Source organism: Pseudarthrobacter sp. MEB009 (genome assembly GCF_030208875.1).
Taxonomy (GTDB): Bacteria; Actinomycetota; Actinomycetes; order Actinomycetales; family Micrococcaceae; genus Arthrobacter.
This window is the reverse complement of sequence record NZ_JARVTC010000017.1, coordinates 91590-112089: the sequence shown is the minus strand read 5'-3', so window position 1 is coordinate 112089 and position 20500 is coordinate 91590. Positions and strand designations below refer to the sequence as shown.

Sequence of the window (20500 nt, the reverse complement as noted above, 5' to 3'; positions counted from 1 at the left end):
CCCGCGGCGTCAGCCCCGGGCCGCCAGGAGTCCGCGGCTGTACTGGCTGGCGGGACGGTCCAGGCCGAAGTGCCCGCGGAGGGTGGTGCTGGTGTACTCGGTGCGGAACAGGCCACGGGCCTGCAGGATGGGGACCACTTCGTCCGCGAAGGCGTCGAAGCCTCCCGGCAGCCACGGCGGCATGATGTTGAACCCGTCCGCGGCGCCCTGTTCAAACCAGCGCTGGATCTCGTCCGCCACCTGGACCGGAGTGCCGGCAAAGACGTAGTGTCCGCGGGCGCCGGCATACCGGTGCAGGACCTCCCGGACGGTGGGCTGTTCCCGGCGGATGACGTCAAGGACCAGCTGGCTGCGGCTGCTGGCCAACCCTTCCGCCCCGGCCAGCAGATCCGGCGGGAACGGCTGGTCCAGGTCCGCGCCTGACAGGTCAACCCCCAGGAGATTCCGCAGGATGCCCAGCCCGTATTCAGGCTGGGTAAGCTCATCGAACTCCTGCTTGAGGGCTTTGGCTTCTGCTTCCGTGGAGCCCAGGTAGGGGCTGATGCCGGGCAGCACCAGGAGCTGGTCCGGGTCGCGTCCCAGGGCTGCCGCCTGGGCTTTGATGTCGGCATAAAACGCCTGGCCGCTGGCAAGGCTTTGATGCGCGGTGAAGACGGCTTCGGCGTGCCGGGCTGCAAACGCGGTGCCTTCGGGGGACGACCCGGCCTGGACGTGCACCGGCCGGCCCTGCGGGGTCCGGGGCGTGTTCAAGGCGCCGGCCACGCGGAAGTAGCCGCCCTCATGGTCAATCGCGTGGATCCGTGACGTGTCGGCGAAAACCCCGGTACCGGCGTCGGCCACCACCGCGTCATCCTCCCAGCTGTCCCATAGCTTGCCTGTGACCTGGACAAACTCCTCGGCCCGGGCGTACCGCTCGGCGTGGGGCGGATGCTGGTCCAGGCCGAAGTTTTGGGCCGCCCGTTCCGCGCCGGTGGTGACGATGTTCCAGCCGGCCCGGCCGCCGCTGATGTGGTCCAGCGAGGCGAAGAGCCGGGCGGCGTTGTACGGTTCCAGGTAGGTGGTGCTGGCGGTGCCGATCAGGCCGATCCGTTCGGTGGCCACCGCGATCGCTGACAGCCAGGTGAACGGTTCGATCCGGAAGCGGGTGGCGAACCGGACGTTGCTCTCCAGCGCCGGGCCGTCCGCGTAAAACACGGCGTCCAGCTTGGCCCGCTCGGCCCGCTGCGCCAGTTCCTGGTAGAACCGGATGTCCAGCAGCCGGTCCGTGGCGGATTTCGGGTGCCGCCAGGCTGCCTCGTGGTGGCCGCCGGGATAAATAAAGAGGTTGAGTTTGAGCTGCCGGCCCATTACAGCGCCGCCCCCACCGAGGCGAGCACGGGGGCAGTGGTGCCGGCGTATTGGTTGGCCGGGCGTTCCAGGCCGTAGTGCTCCCGCAGCGTGCTTCCCGTGTACTCGGTCCGGAACAGGCCGCGCTCCTGCAGGATGGGCACCACCTGGTCCACAAACGTTTCCAGGCCGGACGGCAGGACCGGGGGCATGATGTTGAAGCCGTCCGCAGCGACACCGTCGAACCATTCCTGGATGGCGTCCGCCACCTGGACAGGGGTGCCGGTGAAGGTCCGGTGCCCCCGGCCGCCACCCAGGCGCCCGATCAGCTGGCGCACGGTGAGGCGTTCGCGCCGGGCCAGCTGCACGATCAGGGTGTACCTGCTCTTGGCGCCCTCGATCTGGTCCTCGCTGGGCAGGTTGTCCGGCAGTTTCCGGTCCAGGGCCAGGTCCTCGGGCGCCACACGAAGGGTTTTAGCCAGCTGGAGCCGGGCGTACTCCGGCTTGATCAGCCGGTCCAGCTCACGCTCCAGCTCCAGCGCCTCCGCCTCGGTGGCGCCGATGACCGGGACGATGCCGGGAAGGATTTTGATGGCGTCCGGATTCCGTCCTGCCGCGGCCGTCCTGGTCTTGAGGTCCGCGTAGAACGCCTGCGCGTCGGCAAGGGTCTGGTGGGCGGTGAAGACGGCGTCCGCGTACCGGGCGGCGAGGTCCTTGCCGTCCTCGGAGGAACCTGCCTGCACAATCAGCGGGTGCCCCTGCGGTGGGCGCGGCACGTTGAGCGGGCCGCGGACCTTGAAGTGGCTGCCGTGATGGTCGATCACGCGGATCCGTTCCCCGTCCCCCCACACGCCCTCCGCCTTGTCGGCGACAACAGCGTCGTCGTCCCAGCTGTCCCAGAGCTTCTTTGCCACCTCGATGAACTCAGCAGCCCGCTCGTACCGGACGGCGTGGGCGGGCTGGTCATCCACGCCGAAGTTCCGGGCCGCGTCCGGTCCGGCGGTGGTGACCACGTTCCAGCCGACCCGCCCGCCGCTGGCCCAGTCCACCGAGGCGAAGCGGCGGGCCAGGTTGTACGGCTCGTTGTAGGTGGTGGAGGCGGTGGCAATCAGCCCTATCCGTTCGGTGGCGCCGGCAATCGCGGTGAGGAGGACCGTGGGTTCCAGCTTGCCGGCGGGCCGACGGCCCACCTCGCCGAACAGGACGGGGGAGTCGGCGAAAAAGATGGAATCAAGCTTGCCGCGCTCGGCCGTGCGGGCCAGCTTCCGGTAATGCTCCACATCGGTGCTGGCCAGGGGGTCGCTTTCGGGCAACCGCCACGACGCTTCGTGGTGGCCGGTGCTCATCAGGAAGGCATTGAGGTGAAGCTGGCGCTGCGGGGATCCGGGGCTGGAACTCATGGGGTACTCCTTGGGAAGATGGAAGGCTGGGATTTCAATGGCCGACGGCGGCTGGTGCAGCAGGCGTGGTGGGCTGGGCACCAGGTGCGGGGACCACGCCCAGCGCGGCGAGGAGGTCCCGACGCAAGGCTTCGTGCCCGGCGGCGTCGGCCGCCGAACCAACGTCCGGCGAGACAGTCCGGACGGTGGCCACCCGGCCGCTGTCCAGGACCACGATCCGGTGGGCCAGGGCAATGGCCTCGTCCACGTCGTGCGTGACCAGCAGGACAGCCGGGCGGTGCGCGGCCACAAGGTCCTGCAGAAGCCCGTGCATCCGGATGCGGGTGAGGGCGTCCAGGGCGCCGAACGGTTCGTCGGCCAGGAGCAGCTGCGGTTCCCGGACCAGGGACCGGGCCAACGCCACCCGCTGCTGTTCGCCGCCGGACAGCTCGTGCGGCCAGGACTTTTCCCGGCCGGCGAGTCCCACTTCGGCGAGTGCCCTGCGGGACCGTGCCTCGGCGTCGTGCTCCCGCAGACCCAGGGTGACGTTGCCCAGGACGGTGTCCCAGGGCAGCAGTCTCGAGTCCTGGAAGACCACGGAGACCCGGTCCGGGACGGTGATGACACCGCTGCCTCGGACGTCGTGGTCCAATCCGGCGAGGGCGCGGAGCAGGGTGCTTTTGCCGCAGCCGCTGGGTCCCAGGAGTGCCACGAATTCGCCGGGGGCGATGTCAAGGTCCACGCCGTTCAGGACGCCCTTGGGACCGAAACTGCGGATCAGGCCGCGGACGGACACTGCCGCCCGGGAGTCCGCGGATGCCGCGGATCCGGAAATGGGAGGGGCGGTACGGGTCAGCCCGCCAACGTGCGTTGCCATGAGAGTGCCTTTCGTTCGATGAAGCGGACGGTGCCGTCGGACAGCAGGCCCAGGATGCCGTAGACGGCCAGGCCCAAAACGATGATGTTGGTTTGGCCGTAGGTGCGGGCGAGCTCCATCATGTAGCCGATGCCGCTGGTGGCGTTGATCTGTTCCACCACCACCAGGGACACCCACGCGCCGGTGACCGCGAAGCGCAGCCCCAGGAAGAATCCGGGGAGGGCGCCGGGCAGGACCACGCGGCGGATAAAGCCTGCCCGGCTCAGGCCCACGGTCTGCGCCAGTTCCACATAGCGGAGGTCGATGCCCCGCAGGCCGGCGTGCGTCTGGAGGTAGACCGGGACGAAAACGCCAAGCGTGATGGTGAGGACCTTCATGGTCTCGTCGATCCCGAACCACAGGATCAGGAGCGGGATCAGGGCCAGGCCGGGGATTGCCCGCTTGATTTGGACGGGCCCGTCGATGAGCGCCTCGCCCACACGGCTGAGCCCGGCGAGCAGGGCCAGGACCGCACCCACCAGCGTGCCGAAGAACAGCCCCAGCAGGGCGCGCTGGGCAGAGATGGCCAGGTTTTCCTGCAGACGCCCGTCGGCCAGCAGCTCACCTGCGGTGGCCACCACCGTCCATGGCTCGGACAGGATCCTGGGGTCCAGCAGGCCCGTTGCCGAGCCGGCGGTCCAGAGCAGCAGCAACGCCGAGGGGCCCAGCAGCCAGGCGAGTCGCCGTCGTCGCCCGGGTCCTAACCTTTTGCCGGTAGGCCGGACGTCGTCGCGGCCGGCGAGGGCGGGGTCCTGGTGGGGTTCGACGGCGGGGCGTTCCAGTACGGGGGCGGCGCTCACTGGGTGCCTCCCTTGGCAGCTTCGGCGAAGGCAGTGCCTGCGATCGCTTCGAAGCGGGTGTCATAGAGGTCAGCGGCGTTGAGGTGCGGTTTTTTCTGCTCCCGGGACAGCAGGTCAATCGTTTGCTGGTGCCTGGCGATGGCTTCGGTCCAGGAAGTGGGGACGTCCCGCCGGCCGGCTGCGTCGATCAGGTACTGGCCGTCCGCGGCGGACAGGCCCTGGTCCTTGATGTAGTAGCCCTCGAGCCATTCCTTCGGGTGGTCCTCGACCCAGCGCTGGGCTTTGCCCCAGACCTCCGCATACTTGGCCAGGGCTGCTGCCTTGGCGGGGTCGGCCAGGACGGTGGCGGGCGAATACAGGTGGCCGGGGTCGTCGCGAAGGCCGTGGCGGAGGGTACTGGCACCGTCGGCGCCGTACTTGGCCAGGTAACGCTTGATCTGGACACCGCCCAGGGGGGCCGCGTCCACCTGCCGGCTGGACAATGCTGAGGAGTAAGCGTCGCCGTTGCTGGGCAGTTCCACCAGTTTGACGTCGTCCTGGGCCAGCCCTGCTTTTTCCAGGATACGCAGCACCAGGGCGCCCTGGGCCTGCCCGGGGCTGTACGCCACCTTTTTGCCGCGGAGGTCTTCCAGCTTTTTGATGCCGGATTCCGGTGCAATACCCAGTTCGTAGAGCGGATGGTTCACCGCATCCTGCCGGTAGGCACTGGCGATGATGCGGACGTCCAGGCCGGTCCAGGTTGCATGGATGGGCGGGATGTCGGCCACAGAGCCCACATCCAGGGCGTTGGCCCGGAAGGCTTCGGTGGTTTGCGGGCCGCCGGAGATGTTGGCGAACGCTACGTTGATGCCCTCCAGCTCTTTGCCCAGTCCTGACAGTTCCAGGGCCACCTTGATGCTGGGATCACCCACGGTGATGGTGGTGCCGGCCGGGACCGACGTTTCCAGCGGCGCGAACGACACCCGGTCAGAGGGCTGGTTGCCGGCAGTGGCGGCGCCGCCGCAGGCAGTCAGGAGGCCGACGGCTGGAATCGCCAGGAGCGCGGCGAGGGCGCGGCGGCGGGTCAACGGGTGCCGGGAGATACCCAGCGGCGGCGGGGAGGGTGTCAAGGACATGGTGTGCCTTTCGGGGACGAGGGCTGGAAATTTGGGTCAAAAACAAGGGGAACCGCAGGTTTTTGGGTGCGACAAACCCGCCCGGCCGGCAACCGGGCGGTGCCGGATAGGGCTGGGTACGAACTGCGCAGACCCTGGCGTTGGTTTCGGAACGTGCCAGGGCCAGGCGGCCGACCAGGGAAACCGGAGAAGAGAACCGCTGGAGAACGGTCCGCACGGTCAGGGGCTGCCTGTTGTCGTGCCTGTCTTAGGTGCCGTGCCGGCCTTGCCTGTTGGGTTTGCCTGTTGGATTTACTCCGTCAGGTTTGCTCTGCCGGATTTGGAAGTGGGACGGCGGCGGGCGGATCGGGAAGGCCGGGCGGGGCCGCTAGGCGGAGATCAGGAGGCCGGACACATTCGACGCCGGCTGCCGGTGGACGACAGACACCACGACTGCCGCCGGTAGTGGGTGGACCGCCGGAAACCAGGCAGCGGGGTGCGGAAAAACGGCGAGGCGTGGCTGCTGCCGGGTGCGGTTGTGATGGTGCCTGGCAATCGGTCCTCCTTTGTCGCTTCCTTGCTTCCGGTACACCTTGGGACCGGCTGTTCCAACACTTAAGCACGGTTCAGCAGGCCTTGGCCAGCATGCTGCAATGGAGGCGAAACGGGAGGAAACGCCGCTTCTTATTGCGCCATCGGGAGGGCTCTGACGGCAATCGGGCGCCACGGACCGCAACGCGGGTTCATGTGACTGGCGGCCCGCGCCTGACCTTTCGAGGGAAACGTGCCGGCTTGCGGAGATCACGTGCCCGCGAGGTCTACCCCGGCTGGCTGCCGGCCCCTGTACGGACCTGCTCCCTGGCCCGCTCGACGATTTTCTCGGTCACGGCCCACGATGCCAGGAGCTTCAGGGCCTCTTCCGACGGGCTGCCGGGGACTGCAGGGTAGACGGTCAGGGTGTGGCCGGGGTCTTCACCCAGGTCCAGGACCTGGTAGTCCAGTTCGAGCAGCCCTACCACCGGGTGCTGGAAGAATTTGGTGCCCGAGTAGTGCCGGCGGACGTTGTGCGCCGCCCAGCGGGTGCGGAACTCGTCACTTTGCATGGACAGCTCACCCACCAGTTCGGCGATGCCCTTGTCGTGCGGGGCGCGGCCCGCGTCGCGGCGGAGGATGGCCACGTTGACGTTGGCGGCCCGGTCCCAATCGGTATAAAAGGTATGGGCGCGGGGGTCCAGGAAGATGAACCGCGAGTGGTTGGCCGGGCGGGACACCCCGCGGTACAGGTCCGCGTAGAGGGCGTAGCCCAGGGTGTTGGCAGCCACAATATCCATCCGGTTGTTGCCGATGAACGCCGGCGCTCCGGTGATGGTGTCCAGCAGGTGCTGCAGGACCGGGCGGACCCCGGCGGGAGCCGTTCCCGCAGGACGTTTCCGGCCCGACGGGGTGGCGGCACGGGCCAGGTCGTAGAGGTGGTCGTGCTCGGCGCGGTCCAGTTCCAGCGCCCAGGCAATGGAGTCCAGGACGCTGTCCGAGACGCCGCTGAGGTTCCCGCGCTCCAGCCGGGTGTAGTAATCCACGCTCACTCCGGCAAGCCGGGCCACTTCCTCGCGGCGCAGGCCGGGCACCCGCCGGCGGCCGCCGTAGGATTCCACGCCGGCCTGTTCGGGGGTGATGCGGGCACGGCGGGATGCCAGGAACGTCCTGACCTCGGCTCGGTTATCCATAGGGACACGTTACGACGGAACGGCAGGCCCTAGGGAGGGTCTGCTGGAACCCGTTACAGCAGGGCCCTCGCTAGGATTTGCGGAGGGTTGTTTGATGGGGTGGTGCCCAATCGATTCCCTTCCACCTTGCCGCCGTCGGCCGGTACTGTCCCGGCTACGCTGGTGGCCACGGTGATTTTCCTGACCGCTGTGGCGCCCCTGGCTACGGACATGTACGTGCCGGCGTTCCCGCGGGTTGCCGGCGAGTTCGGAACCACAGCGTCGGCCGTGCAGCTGACGCTAACCACCTTTTTCGCCGGCATGGGCCTTGGCCAGCTGGTGGGCGGGCCGTTCAGCGACCAGCGAGGAAGACGCCTGCCGCTGGTGGCGGGCACCATCCTGATGACGCTCGCTTCGATCGCCTGCGCCCTCTCACCGGACGTGGGCATCCTGATGGCCGCCCGCTTCCTGCAAGGTTTTGGCGGTGGCTGGGCCATGGTGATCGGCCGCGCCGTGATTGTGGACCTGGCCCACGGTCCGCAGCTGGTGCGGGTGCTCAACGTGGTGATGGGAATCGGCGGCGTGGCACCGATCATCAGCCCGCTGCTGGGCGCCGTCATCCTCCAGCTGACGGGCTGGCGCATGACGTTCTGGACCCTGGCAGCGCTGGGTATCCTGATGGCCCTGTGTGCTTTGCTGATTGTGCCGGAGTCGATGCCGCCGGAAAAGCGGCATGCGGGCGGGCTGGGCGAATTCGGCCGGGCGGCGAAGGTGGTGCTGTCCAACCGCCGCTTTGTTGGCTATGTGGTGGTGGCGTCGTCGGCCTTTATTGCGTTGTTTGCTTATGTGGCCACGTCCGCCTTTATCCTGCAGAACATGAACGGGCTCTCCCCGGTGGCCTACTCGGTGGTTTTCGCCGCCAACGCCGGCGGGATGACCATCGCAGCCCTGGTCTCCGCACGCCTGGCAGGGCGGGTGTCCACGCGGAAAGTGATCCTCACCGGGCAGGTCATCGCGCTCGCCGCGGGCCTGGCCATGCTGGCCGGCGCGCTGTGGTGGGGAACCCCGCTGCTGGTGGCGATGGGCAGTTTTTTCGCACTCATGGTGGCGCAGGGCCTGATCAACACGAACGGCGGCGCCCTCGCCTCCGCCGAAGTCCCCAGCCATCCGGGCACCAGTTCCGCAGTGCTGGGCCTGGTGCAGTGGACCACGGCAGGGGTGGTGGCGCCCATCGCGGGATTGGGCGGCACCGACACTGCAGTGCCCATGGCTGCGCTCATGATCGGCGGGGCGCTGCTGTCGCTGTTCGGGCTCCTGGTCCTGGCCCGCCAGGAAGCACGCCCCGACACCGGCCGGGACGCCCGCCGCGACAGCCATCCCGACGCCGGTCCCGGAAACCTTCAACAGAACGGAGCATCAACACCATGAGCACTATCGCCATCATCGGCGCCGGCAAAGGCCTGGGCCTCGCAGTTGCCCGGCGCTTCGGCCGCGAAGGGTATGCCGTGGCCCTGCTGGCCCGGAACCAGGACAACCTGGACGCCCTCACCGGTACCCTCAGTGCCGAAGGAATTCACGCTGTTGGCTTAACCGCCGACGTCCGGGACCCGGGGTCCCTGCAGGGGGCCCTTGACCGTGCCGCCTCAGCACTGGGGCCGGTGGAGGTGCTCCAGTACAGCCCCGTTCCCGCCCCGGAATTTATGCTTCCGGTCCTGGACACCGCAGCCTCTGACCTCGTGGGGCCGGTAGAGTTTTCCATCTACGGTCCCGTCACCGCAGCACGCCAGGTCATCCCCGGCATGCGGACTTTGGGCGGCGGAACTGTCCTTTTTGTCAACGGCGCCAGCGCGGTCAGGCCCAACGGGGCAGTTACCGGCACCTCCATCGCCTTCGCCGGCGGGAGTGCCTACGCGCAACTGCTCCACGATGCCCTCGCCCCGGAGGGAATCCACGTGGGCCAACTGATCATTCCCCGCGGAATCGGTGGGGGAGACCCCACGCACCACCCCGACGCAATTGCCGAAACCCTTTGGCGGATGCACTCGGAGCGCGGGGACTTCCGGACGTTCCTGGCACCGCTCGAATAACAGGGCAGAACCGAAGATCCAATAACTGAACACCCTCCAGTTTTTATCCCCAACACCACAGGAGAATCATGACTACCGTCAAAGCTTTTGCCTCGCCGTCCGCCACAGGTGACCTGGTGTCCACCACCATTGAGCGCCGCGAAGTGGGTGCCCACGACATCCTGATCGACATCAAGTTCGCCGGCATCTGCCACTCGGACATCCACACCGTCCGCGGTGACTGGGGACCCCAGCAGTACCCGCTGGTTCCCGGCCACGAAATCGCCGGCATCGTCACCGAGGTTGGCTCCGCCGTAACCAAGCACGCCGTGGGCGACCGCGTCGGTGTTGGCTGCATGGTCAACTCGTGCCGCGAGTGCGTCAACTGCCTGAAGGGCGAAGAGCAGTACTGCCTCAAGGGCAACGTTGGCACGTACGGTGCTGTTGACCGCGACGGATCCATCACCCAGGGCGGTTACTCCACCCACGTTGTGGTCACCGAGGACTTTGTGGTCCGCATTCCCGAGGGCATCGACCTCGACGTGGCCGCGCCGCTGCTCTGCGCAGGCATCACCACCTTCTCCCCGCTGCACCACTGGGGTGCCGGCGAAGGCAAGAAGGTGGCAGTGGTTGGCCTGGGCGGGCTGGGCCACATGGCCGTCAAGATCGCCGCAGCCATGGGTGCCGAAGTGACGGTCCTTTCGCAGTCCCTGAAGAAGCAGGAAGACGGGCTGCGCCTGGGCGCCCAGCACTACTACGCCACCAGCGAGCCGGAGACGTTCGAGAAGCTGGCAGGGTCCTTCGACCTGATCATCAACACCGTCAGCGCTTCGATCGACATCAGCTCCTACCTGCAGCTGCTGTCCCTCGACGGCGCACTGGTCAACGTGGGTGCCCCGGCTGAACCGCTTCCGGTGAACGCGTTCGCCCTGATCGGCGGACGCCGGTCCTTCGCCGGCTCCATGATCGGCGGCATCCGCGAAACCCAGGAAATGCTCGACTTCTGCGCCGAACACAAGATCGGCGCCGAGATCGAGGTCATCGCGGCCGACAAGATCAACGAGGCGTACGAGCGCGTCCTCGCCTCCGATGTCCGCTACCGCTTTGTGATCGACACCGCCACCCTCTAACCCAGGAGTTGCGCGACGGCGGTTCGGTTCCCTTTGGTACCGGGCCGCCGTCGTCCGTTAACCTGAGGTGCCCTTTTGTGACCGGCCGCAACGGTTGGGCGGCAATGACCTGGAGCCGGGTCCGGAACGGAGCCGCAGTTCCACAATGGGAGAACAGGTTTTCCCGTTCTCTGGAGGGTGAAATGAAAAGGTCCGGCGGGTTGTTCCCCGCAATGATTCTGATGGGTGTGGCGCTCGCGGGATGCGGCCTGCAGGGCGGGACGCCAACGTCGACCCTCCCCGTAGGGATACCGGTGCCGCCGAGCGTCGAGGCCACCTCACCGCCCGCCGTTTCGCCTTCCGCCACTGCCCCTTCCACCACGGGCCCCTCAACTACCACGGCGCCTTCAACTACATCCCCTTCAACCAGCACAGCCCCGAGGGCTTCCTTGAAGACGTTTACGACGGCGGACGGGCAACTGGCGTTCGACTATCCGGAGGCGTGGAGCGTCCGGGATCCGGCAGGTGAACTGCCTGAGGGTGGCGGGGCCTTCGCGGAAGTCACCAATAAGTCCGGTAAGCCGCTGGCCACGCTGCGGACAAACATGGCAACGGGCTCCACCTGTCAGGAAAAGTACCCGTACGAGGTGCTGGAGCTGCAGGAACTTCCCGTGCTGGCTCGGAACGGTGTTAAGCCGAGGTTTGTTTTCGAAACCAGAGGCGATGCTGAAGCAGCGGGACCGGCTGAGACCCCGGCCGCGGCCTATGGCATCACCACAGTGCCGGCGGCCACGGGTGACTCAGCGTGCCCCATCTTCCACTTCTTTACCTGGCCGCCCACCGCCGCCATGTTCGGCGCCTTTTTCAACCCGGACAACAACGTGGTGCCCGGCGCCGCGGGTCTGCCCTATCTGGAACAGGCCCGGAAATACATGGACACCACCGAGTACCAGGACATCCGGCGGATGATCACCTCGCTACGGCCTGCCGCGCCGATGCCCAGCAGCATTCCACCATCCCCGTCCGCCGCCGCAACGAATAACTGACATGAACTACTACACGCCGGCGGCGCAGGAACGGGCCCTGGATGCCGCACATGCAGCAATGGAAAAAGTCCTGGACGGCATGCTCGAACCGTTGAGCCGGCACGCGCTGAACGCGAGGTGGAACCAGGCCTGTGAGGCCATGGCCAAGTACCTCGACGCGAAGGACAACGGCGAGGAGTAGCCCACCTGCCCGTGTCTCCGGCCGGGACCGGCTAAGACTCACTCCCCGCGGGCGGGTCGTCCCTGGTGAGCTGGTCCCAGTCGGTCACCACGGGAATCAGGTCGCCCGCAGCCCACAGCGGCAGTTGGCTCTGGAAGTGGGGGTCGTGGGGGTTGCCCGCTGCCCCGAAGGGCACGATCCACCGGCTTCCAGCCCTGTCTGACAGATCCCACACGTAACGGGCTACCGGTCCCCGGAAGGATCCGTCACTGAGTCCCGGGAGGCTCTCAGTGGAGAGCACACAACTGGTGTCGCCGGAGAGCTGCGTGGGTGCGGTACCGGGTGGTACCGCACCGCTGGCAGGGTAGTCGGCCAGGGCGTGCAACGGCAGGACGGTGTGGTTGGCACCCCACGGCCCGTTTACTGGTGCAGCCGCTGTTTCCTCCAGTGCCTGACGGGCCGCGGCAGCGACGTCGATGCCGAAGTGCATGCCGTCCGAGAGGACCGTTTCCAGGGCAAACCCCACCCGGGCCACCGGGCTCAACCAGGGCGAGAAGAGCGCCGAATACCCGGAAGGTTCAGCCAGCGGGGCAAACTGCGGGGCTCGCGCCAGGGCCAGCACCAGGGCCGAACGCCATGCGGCAAGGCTTCCGGCCACAGAACTTGCTGCATCCATGTGCCCGTCCCAGCCCAGCAGTTGGCGCCGAAGGGCAGCGGCCGGGCCCGACAGTGGGAGGTCCGTGCTGCACAGGTCTGCCAGTACCGTTCGGAGGGCGGGCCAAGAGCCCAGACGGGTGTCCATGTGGATACGTTGCATGTGGTCCGCGTCCAGACCGGCCCGCAGCCCGGGCCCGGATATTGGCTCAGTCCCTGAACCGGCCCCGTGCCCTGACCCGGCGCCGATCTCAGGCCCTCGCCCTGACTCTGTGCCTGCCCCGCCGCCCTGGTCAGCGACAGCCTTCTCCAACAGGTGGCGGATGCGGTGGGCCCGGTGTGCGGGGGCAAACTCGAGCCCCGTCAGGCTGCCGCCGCCGGATTCCCGATCGTTGGCGTTTACGGCCAGCCTGGACACTTCCTGCCGGGGCAGCTGCACCCACTTGCCGGTCCATTGGTGCTCCGGCAGCCAGCCGGGTACGGGATGGGAGCGGTTGCGGGCGTCACGGATCGGGACCTTGCCGGCAACCAACTGCCGGACGTCGCCGCCGCTGTCTGCTGCAAGCACGCAGTTCACGGGCTCAACCCACTGTTCCAGGGCATGTTCCACGTCTGCCGCCGAGGTGCTGCGCAGGAGCGGCAGCTGGGCTTCGAAACCCAGGGACCGCAAAACCCGCGATGGCATCCGCAAACTCAGCGCCCCGCCGTCGGCCCCGCCGGAAATGACCGGCCCGCGCAGTGTCTCCACAACGTCCACCGAATCCGATTCGCCGCCACGGACCTGAATGATTTCCTGATGGCTGCTGACCACAGATTCCCAGCCGTCGGGACCCAGCGCCTGCGTGGAACTGCCGTGAGGGCGAAGTTGCTCGTGGAAGAGATCCTGATAGTCAGCCATGGCGTTGGTGACAGCCCATGCTGCCTTGCCGGCGTGGCCAAAGTGCGGCAGTCCGGGCACGCCCGGGAAAGCCAGCCCCACGGCGTCGAACTCCGGACAGGCCAGCCGCACCTGCTGATAGACCCCGGGTAACTCCAACAGCCGGTGCGGATCACCGGCCAATAGCGGGGCGCCGGTTGCGGTCAGGCCGCCCGCCACTGCCCACGAATTGCTGCCCGCCCAGACCGGCGCCTCAATGCTGAACAGCTCCACTGCATCGGCGCCCAAGGCAGTGGCAACATGTTGCCGCCACAGCTTGTTGGGGAAGGTGCTGAAAAGGATGTGGTGCACCAGGAAGACGCCCAGAGGGGTCCACGGCTGCCAACGGTCCGGGGCGGTGCTGCTGTTACGGAACTCCGGAGCATCGCGCAGGCCGGACTCCAGGGCGTTGTTGACGCCGGCTACGTAGGCTGCGCACCACTCCCGGGTTTCCGCGTCCATGGCCTCGAAACAAAGGCGTGCCGTGTGGTCGATCCCCGCCTGCCTGGCGAACCGGTCCCACAGCAGGCCCTCCGGACCCAGCTGTTCAGCCGTCCGGCCCTCAGAGCGCCAGCGCTCCATCTCGATCTGCCACGAGCGGTCCGAGGCTGCGTTCTGCCCCTGCAGGTACGCGAGTTCGACGGCGGAATCCGCCCGGAGGTGGGGGATGCCCCAGGCGTCGCGGAATGTCTCAGCAGGCATGCTGCGGCACACTGGCGCGTGCCGGCGTCGTGATTTTCACTGTTGAAGCTGCGGCAGGCACATGCACCGGACCTCGAAGATGGGCAGGCCGGGCTCTTCAGGGCCGTGGCCGGTGGACATCAGGAAGCCTTCGTCCAGCAGGTACACGGGCAGCTGCGGTGACAGGAAGTTGTTGTACCGCGAGGGGTAGAACCACTGGCCGTTGATGTCGTAGGCCGGAAGGGCATACGCGTCGCGGCGGTTGTGTGCTGACGGGAACAGGCCGTCGCCCATCCAGATGTGGCTCGCCAGCCCGTAAAGGTAGTCGCTGTTGTGCGCAGTAGGGAACAGGATGGCCTCCATGTTCGTGCCCTTTCTCTCTGTCGATAGTTAGGTAAGGCTTAGCTAAGAACAGAATAGGGTGCGCAGGTCAGGGCGCCAAAATTGTTGCGATGGAATTTACGACGGCGGTCTTCTGGACGCGCGACCGGTGGGACGGCGGGGCGTGCTTCAGGCCCGGACTGGGCCCGTGGATTCCCGGAAAATCAGTTCCATGGGTGGCAGTTCCAGCGGGTCGGCGGGGGACTGTTCGCCGCGGATCCGGGCGATGAGTTCGGCCATGCTGCGGGCGCCGAGTTCTTCGAGGTCCATGTGGACCGTGGAAAGGGATGGGACCTGGTACTTCGACTCGGGGGTGTCGTCCCAGCCGAAGACGCTGACGCGGCCCGGGACCGGGATGCCGTGCTCATGCAGGGCACGGATGACGCCCACGGCCATCTGGTCGTTTGCCACCACGACGGCGGTGACGTCCGTTGTTGCCGCCACCACCTGCCCCGCCGCGTAGCCGGAAGCCGGCGACCAGTCCCCGGCCACCACACCCAGGGAGTTCAGGCCCAAGGCCGCGATGGTTTCTTCGTAGACCTGGTGGCGGTTTCGGGCGGATGGCCAGCCGTCCGGGCCTGCCACGTGGAAGAAGTTCCGGTGGCCCATGGCTGCCAGGTGCTTAACGATGCTCGCGGCAGGGGAGCCGTCGGCAATGCTGCCGAGCGCGCGCATCCTGTTGTCGTATTCGCCGGCCACCACCAAGGGGACCCGGGAACCGGCGCCGGGATCGCCGTCGGGACGCGGGACGAAGGACAGGATGCCGGCGATGTCCTCGCCGGAGAGGAGGCTGTTCAGTTGTTTTGACCGCGCTTCAGCGGTCCCCTCCATGGAAACCACGTCCACGCGGTAGCCATTGCCGTGGGCGGTGGCCGCCGCGCCCTTGAGGACCCTGGAAGGGAAATAGAGCGAGGCTTCGGGCACTACCACCACAACGCGGTACGGCTCGCGCGACCGCAGGGACCGGGCCGCGAGGTTGGGGGTGTAGTCCAGCGCCGCCAGGGCCTTTTCGACCCGCTCCAGGGTGCTGGGTTTGAGCGTGTTCCGGTCCTTGAGGTAGCGCGAGACCGTCTGATGGGAGACGCCGGCCAACGCGGCGACGTCGTAGATGGTGGCGGCCTTGGGCCGGCCTTGCTCAAATGCGTCCTGCACCATCGGTATGGCGTCCCTTCAGGTACAGTCCCGCACCTGCGGGAGGGATCCGCTCCAGCCTAGTGGTTGCGGCCGACCGAGGTGGCATGTCCTTCCGTCTGGAGTCTTACCGGCGTGCCATGACCACTAATTCGCCGCGGCCGGCGCCCACGGGTTCCTTGTGCCAGCCGCCGAACACCCGCTGCACCGTGAACCCTGCGGAGCCGAGGTCGCTGCGAAGCTCCTGCTCAGTCCGGAAAGCGAGGACCGACTTATGGACCGCCGCGGTGTGGCCGGACAGATGGACGTGTTCGCTGATTGTCACCTTCCCGTCCTGGTTGGGGCCTGCGTCCTTCCAGGTTTCGCCCTTGCTTCCGCCAGGCAAGGTGAAGGACGTGCGCGTTTTCCCTGGTGTCCAGTGTTCCCATGCGCGGGCAGCCGGGTCGCGTGAGTCAAAGACCAGCCGCCCGCCCGGGGCCAGGGCGCTATGGGCGTCAGACAGAGTCCTGGCCCAGGCCTCCTTATCGTGGATGGCCTGCACGACGTGGGCCGTCATCACCACGAGGTCGAATCCGCCGTCCGCGGCGACTTCGCTGGACGTTCCGTTGACCCAGGTCACTGCTGACGTTTTGTCCTTCCGCCTGGCAGCAGCCAGGGAGCCGGCATCCGGATCCAGCCCAACCACGGTGTGTCCCGAAGCTGCAAGAGCCAACGTCAACCGGCCGGTGCCGCAGCCAAGGTCCAGGATGCGGCTGGTGGGTAGTTGGTTGGCGGTCGCCAGGAAGAACTCGTCATCGGGTGCCCATGTGTTCTGGAGGTCGTAGAGCTCCGCCCGTTGAACGTCGGTCAGGTGTGAAGCCATGCAGCAACGCTATTGCATGCTGATCCGTGTGGGGTAGACCGGGCGATCCTGGGGCGGCTGCCCGGTTGTCCAGGCTGCCCGGCTGCCCGGCTGCCCGGTTGTCCAGTTGCCCTCTCCGTTCTCATTTCCCGGGGCTGTCGAGGCACTGCTGGACGGCTGCTTCGCAGGGCGACAGTTCTTTGTGCCATCTCCGGCGTCGATGGTGCCGACTGATCTTCGGGATCTGCGGAACGAAGTGCGGAACCGGGCCAGTTGCACCCGGCGTCCACACCAGGGTGGGTGCCGAGCCAGGATCCCGGGCGGGCTTGAACTCCAGGGGCCTCGCAGCGGGCCTCCGAGGAGTGCTGCCAAGCGTTTCCGTGGAGGTGGATCTCCCGCGGGCTTCGCCCGTACGGAAACCGGTCTGCGCTTCGGGCCAGGACGCGGACTGTTCCGGGACATGCAGCGCCGGAGCATGTGGATCTCCTGCTGTCGGCTGGGATGTCTGGGGGTTTGGTGGTTCCGAATGTCTAGGCGCGCATGGTTCCGGTGTGTGTTGTTCAGGTGGCAGGGCTTCTTGGGCGTGCTGCTCTGGCGCTTGGTGTTGTTGCCGTTCTGGTGCTGGGGTTTCTGGCGCTTGGTGTTGGGGCGTGTTGGGTATGGGGTGTTGTTGGGTCCAGGTGGTGGGCCAGGTGGGTGGTTCGTGGTCGGGGTGTTCGGCGGGGTAGTAGCGGCCGGTGGGTGAGAGCCAGCCGGGTGGGTGGTTTTTGGTGGCGGTGGTGGGGGTCCAGGTGGTGTTGTGTTTGAGGTGGTGGTGTTTGGGGCAGAGTTGGTTGAGGTTGTTGATGCCGGTGGTGCCGCCGTGGTGCCAGGGGTGGATGTGGTCGGCGTCGTTGTCGAGGGTGTTGTTGTTGCATCCGGGGAAGGTGCATTTGGCGTCGCGGAGTCGGAGCCAGTGGCGCATGGCGGGGGTGAGGCGGTAGTTTTTGCGGCCGATTTCCAGGGGTGCGCCGTCGCGGGGGTCGATCAGGACGCGGTGGAAGGATTCGGCGCCGTTGGCGATGAGGTCCCTGGCCATGGAGGGTGGGATGGGGCCGTAGCCGTCGAGGATCGCGGGTTCGTCGGTGGCTCCGAGGAGGGCCATGACCGGGACGGTGATCAGGACCTGCGCCCTGGGTACCGGAACATCACCCCAGGCCTTGGCGGAGGTAAACGGCGCCCCAGGGCTGGTGGCAGCGTCAGGCGTGGATCCGGCCTCCGTTCCAGAGGCGGTTTCCCCAGTGACAGCGCCAGCGGTGTTGTGTTCTGTGGGGGTGAGTCCGGCGGTGAGGAGGGCTTCGACGAGGTTATCAGCGCGGCGTTGGGGCAGGGTGCGGGTCTCGTGGGGGCCTTGCTGTCCGCGGGAGATCGCGGTGAGCCGGTTGTGGATCGCTTCGGCGGAGGCGGCCGGGAGGCAGGCGCTGAGCCAGGCCATTCCGTCCCGGGCCGGGGTGAACTCGACCCTGCGGTCCGCGGCCGACCGGACGTGGCGTTCCTCAATGGATTCGGGGTGGTGGCGTTCGCGCCAGGAACGCACCTTGGCCCGTAACCGTCCCGGGACCAGGACCGCCGCCACACACCGCCCGGCCAGGACACTGCCGACGGCCGGATCGGGGGCAGGTGTCAGGAGTGGGCCTGCCGGGTCAGCACCTGCAGGATCAGCCACATCGATCGGGTCCGGGAGTGCAGGATCAGGGAGGGTGGGATCCGGGAGTGTGGGGGTGAGGAAGTGGGTTTCGAGGGCGGTGGTCCCGGCGTGGGGCAGGCCGGTGCATTCGTCGGTGAGGACCCGGGCGTGCTGGTAGGTGATTTCCCCGGCGGCCAGTGCCGCGAGCGTCAGCGGCTGGGTGGCGGCAAGCTGGTAGCTGGTGCTGACCAGGTCCGCCGCAGCCCCGGCCCCAAGACCAAGGATCCCGCCGACCTCAGCGATCAGGGAGATTTCCCGGGCCCGTTGATGGGTGATGCCCAGATCCGGTGGGGTGAGGGCGTCCTCGATCCCGACATACTCGGCGATGGTGAGGGCCTTGACGGCCGCGAGTTCGGATTCGAGCCGTCGCACCACGCCCAGGCGCTGTAAACGGTTTTCCTTGGCCCGCTCCAGCAGGTCCTCCCCGGACCAATCATCCTCCAACGCAACATCCGCGACCTGGACCAAGGCGTTCAGTTCCGTCATGGCGTCCGCGAGCGAGCCAACCACCACACCCACTGGCCCCGCAACGGCCCCGGAAGCAGCCGGAACCGGGTCCCTGCCGTCCGTGCCTGGAGCTTCGTTGCCGTCCATGACCCCAGCATATGCAGGGGGTACGACAATCCTGTCGGAGCCGGAAGCGACCGATGGATCGCCCCCAAAGCCGGCCCCGGAAACAGCCCCGGGACCAGCCGGAACGGAGCCACTGCCGTCCGTCCCTGGAGCCTCTTCGCCGTCCATAACCCCAGCATAGGGAAGGGGTACGACAATCTGATCAGCCACAAAACCCAGCCGGCATAAGGCCAGCCAACACCAAAGGAGAACGCCGGCACCGCACCCCATGCACCGCCGTCGTACGCGCCTAAAAGGTTGGGTACTAACCGCCTGTCAGGAAGTCGCCGGCGATCCGCACCACGGAGACCCTGGCCACCACCTGCTCAGGAGAAAAATGGTTCCGTACAGCGGCCGCCACCGCCCGGGCAACCTCCGGCGTCCCGAGTATCCCCGGCGTCCCCGGCGCACCAGACAGCCCTGGCGCCCCGGACTTTCCCGCACTGACGCCAATCCGCACGGAAACCTCCGTGGGACCGCCGTCGGAACGCTTTTCCACCAAGGGGAGGTCCTGGTCCTGCGGCTCATCGCTGGTGATCAGCGCCGCGGCCCGCGCCGGCAGCCGCTGCCACAGGGGCCGCGACGGGAAGACCTCGGTCACCCCTGGCACCGCAAGGATGACCCGCCGCAGGTCCACGGGCAGCTGGACGTCGGAAGTTGTGCGCTGACCTGGAAGGCCATCGGCAGCGGACGGCTGTACGGGAGTGCTCATGATTCCTCCTGCGGGGCGGGGTCCGGGGCCTGTGCCGCGGACGGTTCAATAACGTCGGTGATGGTGATGTCGATCCCGGCGATGTTCAGCTCCGTGTGCCGCGCCAGGGCCTTGGCCAGTTCCAGCCGGAGGGCCGCTGCGCTGCGCATGAAGGGATGCCCGAATGCCACGGCAAGATCAACGCTGACAGTGATCGGTTCGCCCGGCACTGTTACATCGCCGTGCAGGCGCACCTTTCCAGCCACGGCCCCGGGAGTCGCGTCCGCCACGGACCGGATCAGGGCGAACACGGACCCCTCGGTTTCCGTCAGCCGGTCCGCCGGGTCATCGGAGCGGAGCGGGATATCCCGGCCCGGCCGCAGTTCCAGCCTCAGGCTGGCCAGGATGTTCTTCATCCACTGGTCGTTGCCGCTGCCGGCCGCCGCCAGGTCGTTGCTCAGCAGTTCACTGCCGGCAGCCGTGAGCCGCCGCAGGGAGTCCAGGCCATTGCGGCAGTCTGGGCAGGTCTCCAGGTGCCGCGGATCGGCAAACTCGTCCGTATCCAGGTATAGGCTCAGCTCCTCGAGGGTGTGCCCGCACTCCAAGTTGTCGTTGGGGATGCTCATCGCCACTCCTCCATTTCACGGACCAGCGTAATCCGTGCCCGGGCAAGCCTGCCACGGACGCTGGCTGTGCTGATGTTCAGTGTTTGGGCAATCTGGTCGTAGCTCTGGCCGTTGAATTCCTTGAGGACCCAACAACGGCGCTGCTCTTCGGGAAGCCGCGCCAGCGCCGCCTTCAGCGACTCAATGCTGGACCCCTGGACCGCCTTGGCCTCGGGGCCGGCCTCCGGGGAGCCCACGTCCCCTTTGCCGCTGACCTCGTCGATGTCACCGAAGCCCGTATGGTTCCGCCGCCGCCGCAGGAAGTCGATGCTGCGGCTGCCGGTCAGGCGCAGGAGCCAACTCTTCACGGCGCCGGGTTCGCGGAGCGTATCGAGTTGCTTCCAGGCCTGGACCAAGGCTTCCTGCACCACGTCGTCGGCATCGGCATACGATCCAGTCAGCCTCCGCGCGCAGGCCCGCATCAGCGGACCGTACCGGCGGGCCAGGGTTTCGAACGCGGCGGTGTCGCCGTCGGCTGCCCGGCCCACCAGGAGGGCGTCGGGGACCAAATCCAGCCGATCCGGCACCAAGGGATCTGTCACCTGATTCTGCTTTCACTCTTGGCGCGAACGCCGGAACAACGGCAGGCGGGCCCACGGAATG

Annotated in this window: 19 protein-coding genes; 5 read left to right on the top strand and 14 right to left on the bottom strand. The window is 67.4% G+C overall.

Annotated features, from left to right (window positions below; all coding sequences use genetic code 11):
- Nucleotides 1-9: 9 nt before the first annotated feature.
- From QRN07_RS17635 to QRN07_RS17610, 6 genes are all read right to left on the bottom strand, one after another.
- Entirely contained in the window at nt 10-1347 is a 1338-nt protein-coding gene (locus QRN07_RS17635; RefSeq protein ID WP_056598293.1) for an LLM class flavin-dependent oxidoreductase, read from the bottom strand.
- A complete protein-coding gene (locus QRN07_RS17630) occupies nt 1347-2726 on the bottom strand; it encodes an LLM class flavin-dependent oxidoreductase (protein ID WP_285241770.1) in 1380 nt (459 codons plus the stop codon). The genes QRN07_RS17635 and QRN07_RS17630 overlap by 1 nt, the downstream gene beginning before the upstream one ends.
- 34 nt (nt 2727-2760) lie before the next feature.
- Nucleotides 2761-3582 (bottom strand): ABC transporter ATP-binding protein, encoded by an 822-nt coding sequence (locus QRN07_RS17625; RefSeq protein WP_050685583.1) that lies wholly within the window; start codon nt 3580-3582, stop codon nt 2761-2763.
- Nucleotides 3558-4421 carry an ABC transporter permease gene (locus tag QRN07_RS17620; RefSeq protein ID WP_285241769.1) on the bottom strand — a complete coding sequence of 288 codons (864 nt, stop codon included), beginning with the start codon at nt 4419-4421 and terminating at the stop codon, nt 3558-3560. Before QRN07_RS17620 ends, QRN07_RS17625 begins: the two co-directional genes overlap by 25 nt.
- Nucleotides 4418-5536, bottom strand: coding sequence for an ABC transporter substrate-binding protein (locus tag QRN07_RS17615; protein WP_285241768.1), 1119 nt, complete (start codon nt 5534-5536; stop codon nt 4418-4420). Before QRN07_RS17615 ends, QRN07_RS17620 begins: the two co-directional genes overlap by 4 nt.
- Nucleotides 5537-6333: 797 nt before the next feature.
- A complete protein-coding gene (locus QRN07_RS17610; protein ID WP_285241767.1) occupies nt 6334-7239 on the bottom strand; it encodes a helix-turn-helix transcriptional regulator in 906 nt (301 codons plus the stop codon).
- A 102-nt stretch (nt 7240-7341) separates the two neighbouring features.
- Here QRN07_RS17610 and QRN07_RS17605 point away from each other — a divergent pair, with 102 nt between their 5' ends.
- From QRN07_RS17605 to QRN07_RS17585, 5 genes are all read left to right on the top strand, one after another.
- Entirely contained in the window at nt 7342-8646 is a 1305-nt protein-coding gene (locus QRN07_RS17605; protein ID WP_285241766.1) for a multidrug effflux MFS transporter, read from the top strand.
- Nucleotides 8643-9305 (top strand): SDR family NAD(P)-dependent oxidoreductase, encoded by a 663-nt coding sequence (locus QRN07_RS17600; RefSeq protein WP_056598278.1) that lies wholly within the window; start codon nt 8643-8645, stop codon nt 9303-9305. Before QRN07_RS17605 ends, QRN07_RS17600 begins: the two co-directional genes overlap by 4 nt.
- 68 nt (nt 9306-9373) lie before the next feature.
- A complete protein-coding gene (locus QRN07_RS17595) occupies nt 9374-10414 on the top strand; it encodes an NAD(P)-dependent alcohol dehydrogenase (protein WP_050685587.1) in 1041 nt (346 codons plus the stop codon).
- A 428-nt stretch (nt 10415-10842) separates the two neighbouring features.
- Nucleotides 10843-11439, top strand: a complete 597-nt coding sequence (locus QRN07_RS17590; protein ID WP_231686057.1) for a hypothetical protein — start codon at nt 10843-10845, stop codon at nt 11437-11439.
- Between the two features lies 1 nt (nt 11440).
- Complete coding sequence (locus tag QRN07_RS17585; RefSeq protein WP_050685589.1) at nt 11441-11620, top strand: hypothetical protein; 180 nt, start codon at nt 11441-11443, stop codon at nt 11618-11620.
- Nucleotides 11621-11651: 31 nt separating this feature from the next.
- Here QRN07_RS17585 and QRN07_RS17580 read toward each other — a convergent pair whose 3' ends face one another.
- The 8 genes from QRN07_RS17580 to QRN07_RS17545 form a co-directional block, all read right to left on the bottom strand.
- Nucleotides 11652-13871 carry a penicillin acylase family protein gene (locus QRN07_RS17580; protein ID WP_285241765.1) on the bottom strand — a complete coding sequence of 740 codons (2220 nt, stop codon included), beginning with the start codon at nt 13869-13871 and terminating at the stop codon, nt 11652-11654.
- Nucleotides 13872-13907: 36 nt separating this feature from the next.
- Complete coding sequence (locus tag QRN07_RS17575; protein ID WP_050685591.1) at nt 13908-14213, bottom strand: hypothetical protein; 306 nt, start codon at nt 14211-14213, stop codon at nt 13908-13910.
- A 147-nt stretch (nt 14214-14360) separates the two neighbouring features.
- Complete coding sequence (locus tag QRN07_RS17570; RefSeq protein ID WP_285241764.1) at nt 14361-15386, bottom strand: LacI family DNA-binding transcriptional regulator; 1026 nt, start codon at nt 15384-15386, stop codon at nt 14361-14363.
- Between the two features lie 103 nt (nt 15387-15489).
- Complete coding sequence (locus QRN07_RS17565; protein WP_050685593.1) at nt 15490-16224, bottom strand: class I SAM-dependent methyltransferase; 735 nt, start codon at nt 16222-16224, stop codon at nt 15490-15492.
- Nucleotides 16225-16345: 121 nt separating this feature from the next.
- Nucleotides 16346-18523, bottom strand: a complete 2178-nt coding sequence (locus tag QRN07_RS17560; RefSeq protein WP_285241763.1) for an HNH endonuclease signature motif containing protein — start codon at nt 18521-18523, stop codon at nt 16346-16348.
- 283 nt (nt 18524-18806) lie between these two features.
- Complete coding sequence (locus tag QRN07_RS17555) at nt 18807-19253, bottom strand: hypothetical protein (protein WP_285241762.1); 447 nt, start codon at nt 19251-19253, stop codon at nt 18807-18809.
- A complete protein-coding gene (locus tag QRN07_RS17550; RefSeq protein ID WP_285241761.1) occupies nt 19250-19858 on the bottom strand; it encodes an anti-sigma factor in 609 nt (202 codons plus the stop codon). The genes QRN07_RS17555 and QRN07_RS17550 overlap by 4 nt, the downstream gene beginning before the upstream one ends.
- Complete coding sequence (locus QRN07_RS17545; RefSeq protein ID WP_285241760.1) at nt 19855-20439, bottom strand: RNA polymerase sigma factor; 585 nt, start codon at nt 20437-20439, stop codon at nt 19855-19857. The genes QRN07_RS17550 and QRN07_RS17545 overlap by 4 nt, the downstream gene beginning before the upstream one ends.
- Nucleotides 20440-20500 lie beyond the last annotated feature (61 nt).